Annotated in this window: 14 protein-coding genes; 7 read left to right on the forward strand and 7 right to left on the reverse strand. The window is 63.3% G+C overall.

Features of this window, described 5'->3' with window-relative positions; all coding sequences use genetic code 11:
* Positions 1 to 26 precede the first annotated feature (26 nt).
* Complete coding sequence (locus RX328_RS19550) at positions 27 to 2,753, reverse strand: EAL domain-containing protein (protein WP_213246074.1); 2,727 nt, start codon at positions 2,751 to 2,753, stop codon at positions 27 to 29.
* Positions 2,754 to 2,816: 63 nt separating this feature from the next.
* Positions 2,817 to 3,953 (reverse strand): FecR family protein, encoded by a 1,137-nt coding sequence (locus RX328_RS19555; RefSeq protein ID WP_213246073.1) that lies wholly within the window; start codon positions 3,951 to 3,953, stop codon positions 2,817 to 2,819.
* 213 nt (positions 3,954 to 4,166) lie between these two features.
* Between RX328_RS19555 and RX328_RS19560 the strand changes: the two genes are divergently transcribed.
* A complete protein-coding gene (locus RX328_RS19560) occupies positions 4,167 to 5,870 on the forward strand; it encodes a ShlB/FhaC/HecB family hemolysin secretion/activation protein (protein ID WP_249725985.1) in 1,704 nt (567 codons plus the stop codon).
* A 2-nt stretch (positions 5,871 to 5,872) separates the two neighbouring features.
* On the opposite strand, the gene RX328_RS19565 is transcribed toward RX328_RS19560, so the two are convergent.
* Positions 5,873 to 6,181 (reverse strand): hypothetical protein, encoded by a 309-nt coding sequence (locus RX328_RS19565; protein WP_249725984.1) that lies wholly within the window; start codon positions 6,179 to 6,181, stop codon positions 5,873 to 5,875.
* Between the two features lie 306 nt (positions 6,182 to 6,487).
* On the opposite strand from RX328_RS19565, the gene RX328_RS19570 reads away from it, so the two are divergent.
* Complete coding sequence (locus tag RX328_RS19570; protein ID WP_213246069.1) at positions 6,488 to 7,936, forward strand: caspase domain-containing protein; 1,449 nt, start codon at positions 6,488 to 6,490, stop codon at positions 7,934 to 7,936.
* Positions 7,937 to 7,990: 54 nt separating this feature from the next.
* Positions 7,991 to 10,024 carry a pyrroloquinoline quinone-dependent dehydrogenase gene (locus RX328_RS19575; protein WP_213246067.1) on the forward strand — a complete coding sequence of 678 codons (2,034 nt, stop codon included), beginning with the start codon at positions 7,991 to 7,993 and terminating at the stop codon, positions 10,022 to 10,024.
* Between the two features lie 831 nt (positions 10,025 to 10,855).
* On the opposite strand, the gene RX328_RS19580 is transcribed toward RX328_RS19575, so the two are convergent.
* The gene (locus RX328_RS19580; protein WP_213246065.1) at positions 10,856 to 11,317 is read right to left on the reverse strand and encodes a PaaI family thioesterase; all 462 of its coding nucleotides are present in this window, start codon (positions 11,315 to 11,317) and stop codon (positions 10,856 to 10,858) included.
* A gap of 242 nt (positions 11,318 to 11,559) precedes the next feature.
* On the opposite strand from RX328_RS19580, the gene RX328_RS19585 reads away from it, so the two are divergent.
* The 3 genes from RX328_RS19585 (at position 11,560) to RX328_RS19595 (ending at position 12,595) form a co-directional block, all read left to right on the forward strand.
* Positions 11,560 to 11,838 carry a hypothetical protein gene (locus RX328_RS19585; RefSeq protein ID WP_213246063.1) on the forward strand — a complete coding sequence of 93 codons (279 nt, stop codon included), beginning with the start codon at positions 11,560 to 11,562 and terminating at the stop codon, positions 11,836 to 11,838.
* 79 nt (positions 11,839 to 11,917) lie between these two features.
* Positions 11,918 to 12,148: a hypothetical protein gene (locus RX328_RS19590; protein WP_213246061.1), complete on the forward strand. Its 231-nt coding sequence runs from the start codon at positions 11,918 to 11,920 to the stop codon at positions 12,146 to 12,148.
* 111 nt (positions 12,149 to 12,259) lie between these two features.
* Complete coding sequence (locus tag RX328_RS19595) at positions 12,260 to 12,595, forward strand: PilZ domain-containing protein (RefSeq protein ID WP_213246059.1); 336 nt, start codon at positions 12,260 to 12,262, stop codon at positions 12,593 to 12,595.
* A gap of 16 nt (positions 12,596 to 12,611) precedes the next feature.
* Here RX328_RS19595 and RX328_RS19600 read toward each other — a convergent pair whose 3' ends face one another.
* The 3 genes from RX328_RS19600 to RX328_RS19610 all read right to left on the reverse strand — a co-directional run bounded on the left by RX328_RS19600 (position 12,612) and on the right by RX328_RS19610 (position 14,178).
* Positions 12,612 to 12,905 (reverse strand): DUF6894 family protein, encoded by a 294-nt coding sequence (locus tag RX328_RS19600; RefSeq protein ID WP_312017923.1) that lies wholly within the window; start codon positions 12,903 to 12,905, stop codon positions 12,612 to 12,614.
* Positions 12,906 to 13,069: 164 nt separating this feature from the next.
* Complete coding sequence (locus tag RX328_RS19605; RefSeq protein WP_213246058.1) at positions 13,070 to 13,249, reverse strand: hypothetical protein; 180 nt, start codon at positions 13,247 to 13,249, stop codon at positions 13,070 to 13,072.
* Positions 13,250 to 13,998: 749 nt separating this feature from the next.
* Positions 13,999 to 14,178: a hypothetical protein gene (locus RX328_RS19610; RefSeq protein WP_249726021.1), complete on the reverse strand. Its 180-nt coding sequence runs from the start codon at positions 14,176 to 14,178 to the stop codon at positions 13,999 to 14,001.
* Between the two features lie 542 nt (positions 14,179 to 14,720).
* Here RX328_RS19610 and recA point away from each other — a divergent pair.
* On the forward strand, positions 14,721 to 15,809 hold the full coding sequence (gene recA, locus RX328_RS19615; protein ID WP_213246056.1) for a recombinase RecA: 1,089 nt from the start codon (positions 14,721 to 14,723) through the stop codon (positions 15,807 to 15,809).
* The last annotated feature ends 79 nt before the right edge of the window (positions 15,810 to 15,888 follow it).

The following is a 15,888-nucleotide window of genomic DNA, read 5'->3' on the forward strand; positions in this document are numbered from 1 at the left end:
TTCAGCCTGATCAGGCGGCCCGGCCGTCACGCCACCTCGGCGGTCGCGGGAGCGGTCAGGAATCTGGCTTCGAAATCCCGAGCGGGCATCGGCTTGCCGAAGCAATAACCCTGTCCCTCTTCGCAGCCCATCCTGACCAGGAGGTCGGCCGTTGCGCGATCCTCGATGCCTTCGGCGATAACGGACAGGCCCAGTTGCTTGCTAAGTCCGATCGTCGAACTGACGATCGCCGCGTCATCTGGATTGGTCAGCAAACCCAACACGAAAGAGCGGTCGATCTTCAGCCCGTCGAGCGGGAATTTCTTCAGATAGCTCAAGCTGGCAAAACCCGTCCCGAAATCGTCGAAGGACAGGCGAATGCCAAGCTCCTGAATCTCGAGGAACGTATTCAGCGCGGCCTGCTCATCGTGGAGCAGGATGTCTTCGGTGACCTCGAGCTCGAGGCTGGTTGGACTAAAGCCGGTGCTGGCGAGCACCTGCGCGACCGAGACCGCGAGGTCACCGGACTCCAACTGGGACGGCGAAAGGTTGACACCGATACGGAGCTTGTGTCCCGCGCGTTCCCAAGCGGCTCCATGGGTGCAGGCGGCTTGGAGAACCCATTCGGCGATCCGCTCGGAAATCGGAGAGGTGTTGACGACCGGCATGAATTCGCCCGGCGAAACCAGGCCCCGCTCGGGATGACGCCAGCGGATCAAGGCTTCGGCGCCGATCAATTGGCCATCGGCCAGATGAAATTGCGGTTGGTAGAACAATTCGAACTCATTGCGTTCCGCGGCCAGCGCCAGCTCCGCTTCCAGCGTCAGGCGCTTCTCAAGTTCGCGGCGGATCGAGTCTTCGAACAGCACGTAGCCGCCGCGGTTGATCGCCTTGGCGCGGCTCAGCGCCAGATGGGCGTTGCTGAGGAGTTCGTCCGCCGTTCGTCCATCGCCTGGGCAAACGGCGGCTCCAATGCTGACCTTGACGCGGAGGTGGCGGTTTCCGGCCAAAAGCGGCGCGTCGAAGCCGTCGCCGATCTGTTCGGCGAAGCGGCTGAGGTTTTCTCCGATGTCGCTGGTCGGAACGGCAATGGCGAATTCGTCTCCGCTCAAACGAGCGACCAGACCCGCCGGCGGAATAGCCGCCATTAGTCGCTGCGAAATGGCGCGGAGCACGAGATCGCCACAGGTGTTGCCCAGCATGTCGTTGATCTGCTGGAAGCCGTCGATGCCGATCACCAGCAGCGCCACCTTGCGGCCGTCCGTCTCGGCCGCGGAAATCTTGGTCTCGAGCTGGGCGTGAAGCGTGTTGCGGTTGATGAGTCCCGTCAGCGTGTCGTGTTCCGCCAGATATCTCACTCTCTCGGCTTCGCGCTTGCGTACCGAGATATCGCGCAGGATCGCGCCGAATTGAAACCCGTCGGTGCCTTGCCAGCCGGAGAAGGAGGCCTCGACCGGAAACACCTCGCCATTGCGGCGACGTCCGTCGAACTCGACCACCGATCCGGCAGCGAGATGAGCAGCGTTCTTGATGGAAAAGCCGGATGTGGCGAGGGCTTCGTCACGTGCGCAAATCTCGTCGAACGGCCGGCCGATGATCTCTTCGGGCAGATAGCCGAAGATCGCGGTCGCGCCCGGATTCCACACCGTGATCAGGTAGTTGGAGTCGGTACAGATCAGGCCGTCGCCGAGCGACATCGCCACGCGCTGAAAGCGGCTCTCGGCGACCCTGCCGAGCAGGTCCCGGATGTCGATTTCATCGAGGGCGATGGCCGCGACGTAAACGATGATGGCGATATGAAACAGCGACGTATCCAGAATGAGCGGAAACGCCGCCTGCAGGGCAAACGCCCCGGCCTCGAGGGTGCCAGCCGTGGCGCCGAGCAGCGCCACCCTCTTGCCGGCGGAGAGGCGGCGCCATGAGAACAGCATCAGCAAGGCGAGCAACGCCAGGCCGGCCGCCGTGACGACGCCCGAGGTCCATTGCAGCGCGCGGTTCTGCAGCAGCGACTCCGCAGCCAGCGTCTGCAGTACCGGGCCGGACAGGATTACACCGTTCGGCACGCTGAAGCGGTCACCGAGTTCGAGCGCCGTGCCGCCGATGACGACCTTCTTGCCCCTGAGTTTTTGCAGTGTCGCCGGGTCGCCGCTCAGAACGTCGGCAAAGGACACTTTGGGGATTCCGGCCGTTCGGATGCTGAAGTCGATCAGGAAGGGCGTGCGCTTTTCGGCATATTGGCCGGCGAGCACGGCAGCCATCGAGGGTACGAATTTGCCGTCCAGCTTCTCACCGAACGGATATCTCCGGACGAGGCCATCGGGCCCGACCTCGACATTGACGATCGCCGACCACGAATGTTCGGCGAATTGCTGCAACGGGCGATTGACGTGAAGCGTCGTCCTGTCGGTGCGGGGCTGCTGGAAGGAGGGCAGTACGACCGATCCGCCGGCGCCCTCGAGGGCCTCGGCGAAGTTTCGGTCCGACGACGCATCCGAAGGTGTGGAGAAGTCGACGTCGAGCGCGATGTCCTGGACGTCTGCCTTCTGAAGCTGCCGGATCAGTTCGGCGTGGAGCAGGCGCGGCCACGGCCAGACGCCGATCCTCTCGATCGACGATGCGTCGATCGCGATCACCACGATGTCACCGCTGACTTGTCGTGACTGCCAGGCGAACCGCAGGTCGGCCAGCACGTTGCGAAGCGAGCTGTGCCAGCCGCCCGTTAGGACAATTGCCAACGCAATCATCACGAAAATATGTGGCCGATATCGTCTCACTTGGTCACCATTCTGGTGGTTCGGGGTTGAGAGGTTGTCCGGCTCCTGAAGTTGATTCTGCGGCTAGCGGCCTCTTCCGTGTCCGCTGTTGCCACGGCCGCTGCCGTTAGCTCCGTTGCCATTTCCGTTGGCGGCATTTTCGTTGCCGCCATTGCCATTGCCGTTACCATTGCCGCTGTTACCATTGCCGCTGTTACCATTGCCGCTGTTGCCGTTACCGCCATTGGCGTTACCCCCGGCGACAGCCGCTACCGCGCTTGCATTTGCTCGACCGGCGGCACTCGCGGCGGCTCCGTTGCCATTATCTCCTTGACCATTGTTGGCGGCCGCCATGTCTGTGCCGGGCGTGGATGAGCTCCAGACCGTATTGCGTTCGGAGGCGCCCCGCGCCGCGCCGGCCGAAGCCGAGGTGCCATGGGCGAGACCGTTAGTGACGCGATGGAAGTTCACCCGAACTTCGCCGATCGACGTGGAGATGCGGGTGACGCCATGTTTGGCGGGATGGGCGTTCGCATGCTTGTTCTGTCCGTTGGCCGCATGACGCGGCGCGGAGAGACCATTGCGCGGCACCGGCACGCGCTCGATGGAAGGCGCGCGCGGCTTGCCGTGCTCGATCGGGGCGAGCACGCCAGCTCCGCCCAGCGATAGCCCGGTCTTGCCGCTGGCGAAGGCCGTCGCATGCTGCCCGGCCATGACTTGCGCGATCTGACCCGACTTGAAATCGGCGACTTCGACCTGGCCGCGGATCACGTCGACGGTGGTCTTGCCGGCATTCACGGTGACGCGGAATTGCGTGCCCTTCACCACGGCGGCGAGGTAGGGCGTTTCGACCTCGAAATGCTTGACGTTGCGTTTTTCGACGTCGAGCAGGATCGACCCCGCCTGCTGCACGATCGTGGTCGACAGCCCTTCCTTCTTTTGGGCGGGGACGCCGATCACGGAATTCGGTGCGACCATGATCATTTCCTCGCCGCGCTTCAACAGCACGCGACCGGTGCGGCCGGTGCGAACCGTATCGCCCGGCTTCAACACGTCTTCCTGTTTGATCGATGCCTGCTGCACGCCGCTGCCGGTGAGCCAGACCTCGCCCGAGGACTTGCTGACGGTCCAGTCGCCGTCATCGGCCGCGTAAGCGGCGGAAGCCGTCGCCAGGAAGAACATCGCCGCGAGTGTTCTCGAGACGTGAGGGATCGCACGCATGAAACTCTCTCCGATTGCCGCTTTGTCCCGGACGCTATCGGAAATGTTTCAACATTGAGTGAGTGGAAGCCGTGTTCTCCGCGCGACGCGTTAACCATTCGTTGACCATAATTTTCTATTAAAAATCATATGGCTAGCGGTTCCACCCACGATTCTCGTTCCTTATCCGTACAATTACGGAAGCGGACGTGTTCAGCTTTATCCCGTGTGGTGATGGTTGGCCTCGGGCTGTGGATTTCTGTTGCCTGTTTTCCGGCACGCGCGCAGCAAGCGCATCAGCCGGGTTACGATCCGCGGCAGACCGAAAAGCGTTTCGAGGACCAACAATCCAGCCAGGGTGCGAACGGGCGGCCCCGATTGCCGTCGCCGCAATTCGCCGGCGCGGAGGGGCAGGGAGACACCAAGCCGCTGTTCGTGCTTCGGCGCGTCTCGATCAGCGGTGCCGTTGCGATACCGCAGGACCGGCTGGTGACGGCGTATCAACCCTATATCGGGAAAAAGGTGTCGCAGGCGGATTTGGCGGCTATGGCCAGCGCGGTCAGCGAGATCTATCGCGCCGCCGGATTTCACCTCAGCCGGGCGATCATCCCGCCGCAGGATATCCAGAGCGGCGCGCTTCGCATTCAGGTCGTCGAAGGCAGCATCACGGAGCTGACGCTGAAGGAGGACGGCGCCGACGAATTCGGCGTCCGGCCCATGCTCGATGCCGTGCTGGCCGAACGGCCCTCGCGGCTTGCAACGCTGGAACGGCAATTGCTGCTGATCAACGGCCGCCCAGGCGTGCGGATCGTGGACACTGCGATCGATGAGATCGGGACGACAACCGGCCATTTCCGCCTGATCCTCTCCGTGAAAACCTGGCACGTCTTCACATCGTTCGGTATAGACAATCTCGGATCGTCGTCCGTCGGACCGTGGCAAAGCTATGGGACGGCGGCGTTCAATTCCTATCTCGCGCCCGGCGACTCGCTGGTGTTCAACCTCTCGACCACGCCCGGCGATCCGAGGCAGCTCGCGTTTGGTCGCCTGTCCTACGAAGTGCCCGTCGGCACCGACGGCGCCCGCATCGGCGCGTCCGGCTATTACAGCGAAGTTTGGCCCGGTGATTACCGCCGTCTCTACAGCGACAACATCAAAACCCATTCGTTCGAAGTTCGCGGCAGCATCGCTCCGGTGCAATCGCAGAAGTCCAGCCTGACGCTGACCGCGGCTGCAGGATTCACCAACGCCACCGAAAACGACGTGTTCGGCCGGATCTATGCCGATCGTATCCGCACCGCGAGCCTCACATCGGACTACCGCCTGCAGGACCATTTCGGCGGCATCAATTATCTGACGATGAACTATCGCCAGGGCTTCGACATTCTCGATGCCTCGCATCGGGACGACGATTATCTGTCGCGCGTCGGCGCGTCCGGCACATTCTCCGCGCTGAATTTTTGGTTCACGCGCTATCAGACGCTGACGGATGCATGGTCGGTGAAGCTCGCCGCTGCCGGCCAGGCGGCATCCGGCGCGCTCTTCACCTCGCAGCAATTCTATCTCGGCGGCATCGCGTTCGGGCGCGGCTATGGCAGCGCCGAGATCAGCGGCGACAACGGTCTCGCAGGCACGGTCGAACTGCGCTTCGACCAGAAGACGAACCTGCAATATCTGAGCGGCTACCAACTCTACGGCTTCGTCGACAGCGGTGTGGCCTGGAATCACGGGTACCGGCTCAGCGACGGGCTGTCGCTGACCTCGGCCGGCGGCGGCGTTCGCTTCTTCCTCGCCGAAGGCCTGCAAGCCGACATCGGCGCCGCCGCGCCACTCAGCTATCGCGCGCCTGATAATCCCACCCGCGGCGCACGCGTGCTGTTCTCCCTGACGAGCGCGCTGAAGCTCTGTCCGGTGCGGGCGACGACGCGGTGTCTGTAGGGTTAGACCGGCTCGTAGCTCTCCGTCGCACAGGTATCCTCGGCTTCGACCTTTTGGCGATCGGCGATCGCGCCGTCGGAAATTTCGATCCGGTAGGTCTGCGTACCCAGCGGCTTGCCGGTCACCGAGACGACTTCGGCCTTGACGCAGGCGGTCCAGCCCGGGCCGCGTAGATTCGGGCGCGGCTCGGAAACGCGGACCTGGGTCGGCTGCGAGGCCGCCAGGAACACCGAATCCAGTTTCTGCCGCAGCAGCAGCTTGACGTCCGGCGGCGTTCCCAGCGCGGGCGGGTCGGGCGCCTTGCCGCGCATGAACTCCGGCACCGGCGCGCGGACGTCGGCAAAGCCGCACCGCGCCCGCCACCAGCGCTATATGTACCACGATCTGCCGCATCGGAGGTTGTTTGTATCGCGAAGACGCGTTCCGGACAGGGCATTGCGGTGCAATCAACATAACGATTCCGAGACTGTGATGCAGATCACTGCCGAGGACTTGGGCCTGCGGCAAGATCGCCGTTGAATCGGGCCATCGTCACGCCTCACATGGCGCCGCCGGCTTGAACCTTTGGCTGCGGGGGCATGACCAATCCACAGCCTGTATTGTCGGGAGGTGGCATCATGCTCCGTCACGCGCTGTTTGGGTTGATCGTTCCCGCCGCGTTGCTTCTAGGTACGCATTCGGCCTCCGCCGAAAGTCGCCTCGCACTGGTGATCGGCCAATCCGCCTATCGCTCGGTGCCCGCGCTGCCCAATCCAGCCAATGACGCCAAGGCGGTCACGCAATTGCTGACCGATTCCGGCTTCGAGGTTTCGACCGCGGCCGATCTTTCGCAGAATCAAATGCGGGAGGCGGTCAGCGACTTCGCCGGCAAGGTGGCTGCGAGGGGCGCCGATACGGTCGCCCTGGTGTTTTACGCCGGCCATGGGCTGCAGATCGACGGCGAGAATTTTCTGGTCCCGGTCGACATCGATCCGAAGCGGGAAGCCGACATTCCGATCCAGGCGGTGCGCCTCAACGACATCCTGAACACGCTGACATCGGTGCCGAGCAGGATGCGCATCCTGATGCTCGATGCCTGCCGCAACAATCCGTTCCCCGACCTCAAGACCGCCGGCAGCGGCCTTGCGCTGGTCGACGCCAAGGTCGGCTCGCCCGGCACGTTCCTGTCGTTCTCGACTTCGCCCGGCGCGGTCGCGGAAGACGGCTCCGGCTCCAACAGCCCGTATACGACCGCGCTGCTCGCAGCCGGCAAAGAGCAGGGGATTCCAATCGAGGAGACCTTCAAGCGCGTGCGCCTCGCCGTGAACAAGGTCACTGAGGGGCGGCAGACGCCGTGGGACAGCTCTTCGCTGACCGAGGATTTCCGCTTTTCCGGCGCCTCGGTCGCCGGACCCAAGCCTGCCGCGCAGCCCAAGAAGACGGTGGCCGAGTGGACGCGCGATCTGAAGGGCAAGCCGGTCGAGGCGGCGAACGAGTTGATCGTGGCCGACGGTACCGACGAAGCCTACGAGGCGTTTGCCGGCCTTTACCCGCAGACGACGCTCGGGCGGCTGGCGCGCGACTGGCTGGTTCGGCACCGGCGCATGGTGGCGTGGAACGAGGCCGTGCTCATCAACACTGCGGCCGGATATCGCTCGTTCTTGGCGAAATTCCCCGACAGCGATCTGGCCGCGACCGCGCGCAAGCTGGAACAGCGGCTGCGCAACCGCCCCGACTTCACGCCGGCGGTCGCTGCCACCAACGCCGCCGTGCCGCAAAACGTCGCGCTGGCCGCGCCGATGTGCCCCTGCAACGTGCAGCCGCCGCAGCAGCAGCCGATCAAGGTCAACGCGCCGGCCCGGCGCGTCGAGCCCGATCCGCCGAAGCGCGTCGATCGCAAGCCGCCGCGTCGCGTGCGTGAGGTAGATGAGGACGTCGTAGTCGTTCGCCGTCCGCCGCCGCGCGTGGTCTACGAGCAGCCGCCACCGCCGCCACCGGTCAGCATCGGCATCGGGATCGGTCTCGGCGGATTTGGCGGCGGACGCGGCGGCAATTATGGCGACCACGGCAGTCGGGGTAGATACTGACGTGCCGATAGGGTAATCGATCCCGCAAGCGTTGGGTTGCGCTTGCGGGGCAGGATGCGAAATCCGGTTTGTCTGTTCGCTTTGATCGTCGCCATCTTCTGTGCGCGCAATTCGCCTCCTGCTTCCGCCTGGGAGCATTGGGGCGGCGATCGCGGCGGATCGCGGTTTTCGCCGCTGAAGCAGATCGCGCCCGACAATGTCGGCAGTCTGGTTCGCGCCTGGGAGTTTCGCACCGGCGACCTCGATCGCAGGCCGGTCGAGGCAATGAAGCGGACCAAGTTTCAGGCCACGCCGCTGCTTGTCGAGGACAGCCTGATCTTCTGCTCGCCCTTCAACGAGGTCATCGCGCTCGATCCCGGCAGCGGCGTGCCGAAGTGGCGGTACGATCCTGGTATCTCGACCGCGCAACGCCCGGCCAACCGCTACACTTGCCGTGGCGTCGCCTATTGGCTCGACGCGCGCGCCACGGAGACTGCCGCCTGCCGTGCACGGATATTCATGGGCACCAACGACGTGCGCGTGATTGCGCTCGACGCCAGGACCGGCGTCCCTTGCGCCGATTTCGGCAACAATGGCGAGATCAAGTTCGCACTCGGTCCATTGGAGTGGCCCGGCGAATTCCAGATCACGTCGGCGCCCGTCATTATCAGCGACACTGTCATCGTCGGCTCCGCAATTGCAGATAATCGCCGTGTCGACGCACCGCCGGGCACGGTGCGCGCTTTCGATGCGCGAACCGGGCAACCGCGCTGGAGCTTCGATCCGCTGGTGCATGATGGCGTGATTGCCGGCCACGCCAATGTCTGGGCGCCGATGTCGGTGGACGAGGAGCGCGGCCTGGTATTCTTGCCCACGTCCTCGCCGAGCCCGGATTTCTGGGGCGGCAAGCGGCCCGGCAACAATGACTACGCCAATTCGGTTGTGGCGCTGCGCGCCGAGACCGGCGAGCGGGTGTGGTCGTTTCAGACCGTGCACCACGATGTCTGGGATTACGACCTGCCGGCGCAGCCGACATTGGCGCGTGTCGATACCGGCCAAGGCCAGCGCGATGTCGTGATCCAGCCCACCAAACAAGGTTTTGTGTTCGTGCTCGACCGCGATACCGGCGAGCCGGTGTGGCCGGTGGAGGAACGCGCGGTGCCGCAGGGCGGCGCCGAAGGCGAGCAGCTCTCGCCGACGCAGCCGTTCCCGACCCACGTCCCGGCGCTGCTGCCGCAACAGATCTCGACCGACGAATTGTTCGGCCTGATTCCGTTCTGGGACAGCGGGGCCTGCCGCGCGCAGGTCGCGTCGGCGCGCAATGAAGGCCTCTACACGCCGCCGTCCACGCAAGGCACCGTGGTATTTCCAATGACCGGCGGCGGCGTGAACTGGGGCGGCGCCGCGTTCGATCCGGTCAGCCAGATCCTTTACGCCAATACGACGCGGGCGATTCACATTATCAAACTACTTCCACGTGCCGCTGTGGCCGACGGCTTCAACCCGGCGCCCGGTCATGACTTCGGACGGCAACACGGCACGCCGTTTGCGATGACGCGCGCCGTCGCACTGTCGCAGCTGGGGCTGTTGTGCAACAAGCCGCCCTGGGGCGAGATGGTTGCGGTCGATCTGAAGGCGGGGAAGATTCTCTGGCGATCCAGGGTCGGCACCACGGAAGATCGTGCGCCGCTCGGCATCGCCTTTCCGTTCGGCACGCCGCTCTTCAGTGGCGTCGCGATCACCGCCGGCGGCCTCGTCTTCACCGGCGCGATGGACGCATATTTGCGCGCCTTCGATGCGCGATCGGGACAGGAGCTGTGGCAGGGGCGGCTGCCGGTGCCGGGTGTTGCCAATCCCATGACGTACATGTGGAAGGGTGAGCAATATGTCGCGATCGGTGCCGGCGGTCATTCCGAGTCCGGCACCACGATCGGCGACAGCGTGGTGGCGTTCCGCCTGGCGCGTCAGGGTGAGGCGCCCTCGCTGTGGTCGCGCACCATCGACCGGCCCGGCGGGCGATTTATGAGCGGGGCGATTGCGGTTGGGTTGGTTGTGCTGCTGACGGTGATTGCGTTGCGCTGGCGGCGGGGAAGGGTGGGGCGAGCGTGAGTGCACGCACCCTCTGCTGTCAGCGTCCGGCTCGCTGCATTCGCTCTACCCATCCTACGCAGGCTGTCATCCCCGCGAAGGCGGGGATCCAATACGCCGCGGCTTCTCGGTTTAATCACTGGCGTCTCTGGAATACTGGGTCACCCGCCTTCGCGGGTGACGACAACGGAATATGAAGCGGCCTTCTCGCGGCGCATTGCGCCCGAGTTTGCTTTTCACTTCCCGCCCTCTTCCAAACAGAGGGCGCAGGGAAGACCGGGTGCGCGCCGCACCCGCGGTCTCGTGTGCAACGTGCGCAAAAGAACACGCACACGAGCATACAGGTACAGCGGGAGCATCCCGGCCTTCCCTGCGCAATGGCTTTACGGCTTACTTCGTGCTCTCCCCGGTGAACGGCTTTCTTGCCACCGTCGCCCCCGAGGGAAGCTTCGCTTCTCTCGGACTTAATGCCAGCACCGCGACATCAGGACCACACGACTTCGCCGTACGCTTCCTGCGCCTACGTCTTGCGCATTCAGCGTCCATCGCATCTCACCGCACGTTCGTGACGATCGCGAGCCGCCCCTCAATCGGGTGAGACGGGCGGAGTTATGCAGATGATTTGCGTGACAAGTTAAGCGGAATATTTTTGCGCGAAGGGCTGGACAGGTTTTGAGTGATTTGCCCGTCGTGCCATCGTGTCGCAGGCCGCTGCACGAGATTGTGCTTGTACGCGCAGCAAATCAGCTCGCAGCTTGTAGGGTAGGCAAAGCGCAAGCGTGCCCACCATCATTTGCACCGAACGCTGGAATGGTGGGCACGGCGGAAGAGCGCCTTTGCCACCCTACGGCGCTACATCATCGCGAACGCGCTCGAGACCATCGCCACCGGCTTGGCGTCGGCGGCGGAAAGCAGCGTGACGCGACCGAAGCTCATGGTGCGCCCGAGGCGGACCACGCGCGCGTCGGCCAGTACGTCGGAGGCAGAGACCGCGCGCATGAAATGCGTGGTCTGGTCGACCGTCGTCATTGCGCGGTAGCCGCGGTTGGCGGCGAGATTGGCGATCACCATCGCGGTGTCGGCGAATGCCATCAGCGCCTGGCCCGAGACCGTGCCCCCATTGCGGCACAGCCGCTCCGAGAACGGCAGGCGCAGGATCGCGCCCGGTTGCCAGTCAGCGGCATCGCCGGGCGGGGCAGAGTCAAAGCGCTCGATCGACAGATTGAGATCCATCACCCATGGCGCAAACACCTCGCCAAGCACCCGCCTGGCTTCAGCAATGCCGAACTCCGTTGTTTGTGGCTGTTGTTGCATGAACGCCCGTTTCCTTGCCTGATATTATTGTCTGCGCATTGTAGTGGCCATTGCGGCGAAGGGAACACTGACGCCGCGCCCCAAATACGGCGCGATCCGGAGCGATTGGACGCAATCGCCGAATCCTGCAAGTGCACGCCTGCGCCCCGCGCCGAGCTACGTCGACCAAAGGTTGGGGCCGCCGTGCTTGGCGGCCCGGTTGAGGGGGTGGTAGATTTGCCAAAACGTAAAAGGAGAGCGTCATGAAAATGCTGAGCGCGGCCGCGATGGTGGTGTTGTTGACGGTGCCGGCCTACGCGCAGATGTCGACCCCCAACATCAACCTGATGCCGGAATTCCAGTCCAAGACGCCGGAGGAAAAGGAGCAGGATGCGATCAGGGAAAAAGCCTACAAGGACTCTTTAAGGAAGATTCCCGATGCCAAGGCTTCTTCCGATCCTTGGGGCGCGGTGCGCAGTACCGAGGCGCCCAAGGCCGCGGCGCCCGCCAAGAAGAGCAAGACCGGCAGCGCCAGCCAGTAACGTCAGCGACAGCGGCGAGTAGGATTTGTTCGCCGCCACCCCTATATTAGACCTGTCGTCATGTGTCTGGAGTTACGACATGGTCTTTCGTCCGCGCGATCTCGCGAGCCGGATGGCCGGACGGCGCAAGCCGGACGACGGCTTTTTGCGTGAGACCTTCACGCTGCCGCGCGACGAAGCGAGGGCGAGGGCGCGCGACTTCCTCAACCGCTATCCCAAGGCCGCCTATATGAGCTCGGTCGAAAGCTGGCGCGAGCTGCCCAGTGGCGACATCGAATTCACCATGCGCCGGCTTGCCAGCGCCGATTAGGCGATGCAGCTCGCCTGGCGCCGGAATTAACATCGACTCCTCGATTTTTGCCGGATTCCGATAACCCGCTATTCAGGTATTCCGCCTAGCGTTTCCCGCTCAGGAGAAATCATGGCGAGAGACCGCAAAGACCTTGGTGCCCGCAAATTCGTTCGGGTCGACTTGCGCAAGCCGGGATTCCTGATTCCGGCGCCGGATGCGCCATGGATCGAGTGCTACATCCTCGACATTTCCGAGAACGGCGCCTGCCTGGATGTGGGCGACCTCGCGGTTCCCAGGGTGTTCGGCCTTTCTCTCACCGCAGGCGGTGAGGTGCGGCGGGTATGCACGCTGATCTGGCGCAGGGGCGAATTGGTCGGCGTCCGCTTCGTCTCCGCCCGTGAGCTGCGCAACGGCGTCGCGCCGCCAAGTGAATCCGATACCGCTTCCCGGAAGGCTCATGCCTGACTAATCTGCCTTTCGTTTAATCGGTATCCTGCAGCGTCTCGGCCATCAGGCGAATCCGGAATATCGGCTTTTTGGATTCATCCAGCAATTCCATCTGCCATTCGGCGTTTTCAGCCAGCTTCCGGGAAACCTCCGCGATCATGTCACCGCAGACCCCGGTCATTTCCTTCCACGCGGCGTTGTGATCGGCAAATTCCGCACCGTCAGTGCTGACGCATGCGTCCTCGCCATGTCGAACGCTGAAGAAAAAGATCGGCATGGCAAGCTGACCAAATGCAAAAGGGGCCGCCGTTGGCCCCGAGATCCCCATCCTCCGGCGAGTGAATTCCTCGCGTATCGGAAAATCAACTCCGGGTTTTTACGGGCCCAAGCACGTTATCGGGCATGTAAACCGGGTTATCGCTCAGCTCTAAGCTGATGATTTGCGGAGAAATTTCTCGGGTGGAAGGCCCGCGGAAGCCGCCGCCGAGCTGGTTACTCCCGTTTGGCTTTTTTCAGCTCCCGATCAATCCGAAGCTGGACCCGCCGGATAGCAAGCAGATTGAGCTTGGCTTCGGTCTTGCCCGTGACGACCCTGTCCCCGATACGGAATTGCCATTTCCAGATGCCCGGAGCGACCGCCGTCACGGTGTATTCGACGCCCTTGTGGATCATATGGAAATTCCGCTGCGGCTCTCGACCGCTTCGAACCGGACCTCTCATTTAAAATTGGAATTGTTACAGCCGCTGACAATGCCTTTGCCGCGACGCGCACGGCCGAATCCGCTCCCTCCCATCGAGTTTCAACCCCATGGGCGTGACCGAATTCCCTTGCCGACCCAATTTCCGCGGCGCACAAAAAGCACTGCGCCGCGCAAGCGGAGTATGGTCGCTTGGCGGCGCAGGCCTATTCCCCGAGTGATGCAATATCCCAGGCAAGAATGTTGTCGGGGGCGATAGGAAAAAGGTTCAACGCGCCCGAGACAAATTTGCTGGGCGATGAGCACGCCGAACGGGGCGCGCGGGGGGAGTATCTGCCCGCTTGGACGGCCATCCGGGATGTCCGGGGTGCCGGCTTCCTATTCCTGCCGCGATGGATAAGGCTGCCGCGGCGGAATATGGGTTCTCGACGGCGCGTCCGGCCGGACGGGCTGCGGCAGCCTTGACGGCTCCGGCGTGCGGCTGAGGTTCAACAGCCATGTGAGGAGATGTGCGCCATGGTGTTGAAGCGTCGGCAGGATGGGTTCGTAGGCAAGGGTGGTCACGGGGGCGGTCACGTGCATGCCGCTGGGCATAGCGTGCGGCGCCTTGATGGACAGTTCAGATCGAACCGAGCACGCCTAAAATTGTAGGTGACGTCACCACCTCCCGATTACAGATCGGATAACGATGAGGCCGCCGGTTCGGCGGCCTCATCGCGAGAGCTAGCTTTCCGGCTGCTCTACATCAGGCGCCCGGGGGCTGGCGTCGGGCGCCTCTTCACTTCTGGCCCGAAGGTCGGCGGCCTTGTCGAGAAAGCCCGCGGCAACTTCCGGATCCGTGGTGGCCATTGCAAATTTGAGAAAGGTTGCCGCTTGTTCCGCGAGGTATTTCTTGCCCGGCACAATACTGGTTCCCCGTTTACTACCTGTCACCACTACCCGTCGCACCCGCTGCGATTACGCACTGCGGCGAAATCCGTTCCGGGGAAAGTGCAAAACTATACTTAAGTCGGTGCGCTCACCGCGGATCGTGCATTCGGACTTGGGGGCCGAAGGCGCCAGCCCCGCGCCGGGTCACCTCCGGGCAGCGGAAGGTGAGGAGCGGGGCCATCTTCGTCAGGACACGCCGGGAGCTGGGATTCTAGTTCCGGTACCGAAACACCGTGGTGTTACGGACTCCAAAAATGCGTGTGGATGACTCTATGCTTAATGTCGCCGGGGCTGCTTTTCATTCCGAACCAATTTGTACCGGCAGAGGGCCGCCGAGAGGCGGCCCTCTTTTTATTTTTTGTGCGGGCGAAGGACTCGGAAATGAATCCGGCGAAAAGAACATATTGCGAACATAGAACAAAGATGGTACATGGATTCCTAGACGAAATCGAATCCTAAAAGCCGCTCACCGCCGTTTTCCCGCTCGCGAATCCCCGCCATAAGGAGCACGTATTATGTCCGCTACTGCCCTGCGTATCGTTGAAGGATCCTCCATGGATAAGACCAAGGCCCTGTCCGCCGCGCTCTCCCAGATCGAGCGCCAGTTCGGCAAGGGCTCGGTGATGAAGCTGGGCAAGAACGATCGCTCGATGGATGTCGAGACGGTGTCGTCGGGCTCGCTCGGGCTCGACATTGCGCTTGGTGTCGGCGGGCTGCCGAAGGGGCGGGTGGTCGAAATCTACGGGCCGGAATCCTCCGGCAAGACCACGCTGGCGCTGCACACGGTGGCGGAAGGGCAGAAGAAGGGCGGCATCTGCGCCTTCATCGACGCCGAACATGCGCTTGACCCGGTCTATGCGCGCAAGCTCGGCGTCAACATCGACGAGCTCCTGATCTCGCAGCCCGATACCGGCGAGCAGGCCTTGGAAATCTGCGACACGCTGGTGCGCTCCGGCGCGATCGACGTGCTGGTGGTCGATTCGGTGGCGGCCCTGGTGCCGAAGGCCGAACTCGAGGGCGAGATGGGCGATGCGCTGCCCGGTCTGCAGGCGCGGCTGATGAGCCAGGCGCTGCGCAAGCTCACCGCCTCGATCAACAAGTCCAACACCATGGTGATCTTCATCAACCAGATCCGCATGAAGATCGGCGTGATGTACGGCTCGCCTGAAACCACCACCGGCGGCAACGCGCTGAAATTTTACGCCTCCGTCCGCCTCGACATTCGCCGCATCGGCGCGATCAAGGAGCGCGACGAAGTCGTCGGCAACACCACCCGCGTCAAGGTGGTGAAGAACAAGCTGGCGCCGCCCTTCAAGCAGGTCGAGTTCGACATCATGTATGGCGAGGGCGTCTCCAAGATGGGCGAGATCCTCGATCTCGGCGTCAAGGCCGGCATCGTCGAAAAATCCGGCGCCTGGTTTTCCTATGACAGCCAGCGGCTCGGCCAGGGACGCGAGAACGCAAAAGCCTTCCTCAAGGCCAACCCTGACATGACTGCCAAGATCGAGATGGCGATTCGCCAGAACTCCGGCCTGATCGCCGAGCAGATTCTGGCCGGTCCCGCCGAGCGCGACGCCGAGGGCGAGGAGCCGGCAGACGAATAAGCTTTGGAAATGCTTCAGGGGTTAAGGCCTGAAGTGACGGACGGGCGCTGCGGACGTTGAGTTGCCGACGTTCTCAGCG

The organism is Bradyrhizobium sp. sBnM-33, assembly GCF_032917945.1.
GTDB lineage: Bacteria > Pseudomonadota > Alphaproteobacteria > Rhizobiales > Xanthobacteraceae > Bradyrhizobium.

Excerpts from the sequence above, each read along its gene's own strand:
- RX328_RS19555 (WP_213246073.1), bottom strand. The coding sequence starts at position 3,953 with ATGCGTGCGATCCCTCACGTCTCGAGAACACTCGCGGCGATGTTCTTC.
- recA (WP_213246056.1), top strand. The coding sequence starts at position 14,721 with ATGTCCGCTACTGCCCTGCGTATCGTTGAAGGATCCTCCATGGATAAG.
- RX328_RS19570 (WP_213246069.1), top strand. The coding sequence starts at position 6,488 with ATGCTCCGTCACGCGCTGTTTGGGTTGATCGTTCCCGCCGCGTTGCTT.
- RX328_RS19580 (WP_213246065.1), bottom strand. The coding sequence starts at position 11,317 with ATGCAACAACAGCCACAAACAACGGAGTTCGGCATTGCTGAAGCCAGG.
- RX328_RS19565 (WP_249725984.1), bottom strand. The coding sequence starts at position 6,181 with ATGCGCGGCAAGGCGCCCGACCCGCCCGCGCTGGGAACGCCGCCGGAC.
- RX328_RS19575 (WP_213246067.1), top strand. The coding sequence starts at position 7,991 with ATGCGAAATCCGGTTTGTCTGTTCGCTTTGATCGTCGCCATCTTCTGT.
- RX328_RS19585 (WP_213246063.1), top strand. The coding sequence starts at position 11,560 with ATGAAAATGCTGAGCGCGGCCGCGATGGTGGTGTTGTTGACGGTGCCG.
- RX328_RS19595 (WP_213246059.1), top strand. The coding sequence starts at position 12,260 with ATGGCGAGAGACCGCAAAGACCTTGGTGCCCGCAAATTCGTTCGGGTC.
- RX328_RS19600 (WP_312017923.1), bottom strand. The coding sequence starts at position 12,905 with ATGGGGATCTCGGGGCCAACGGCGGCCCCTTTTGCATTTGGTCAGCTT.
- RX328_RS19605 (WP_213246058.1), bottom strand. The coding sequence starts at position 13,249 with ATGATCCACAAGGGCGTCGAATACACCGTGACGGCGGTCGCTCCGGGC.
- RX328_RS19590 (WP_213246061.1), top strand. The coding sequence starts at position 11,918 with ATGGTCTTTCGTCCGCGCGATCTCGCGAGCCGGATGGCCGGACGGCGC.
- RX328_RS19560 (WP_249725985.1), top strand. The coding sequence starts at position 4,167 with ATGGTTGGCCTCGGGCTGTGGATTTCTGTTGCCTGTTTTCCGGCACGC.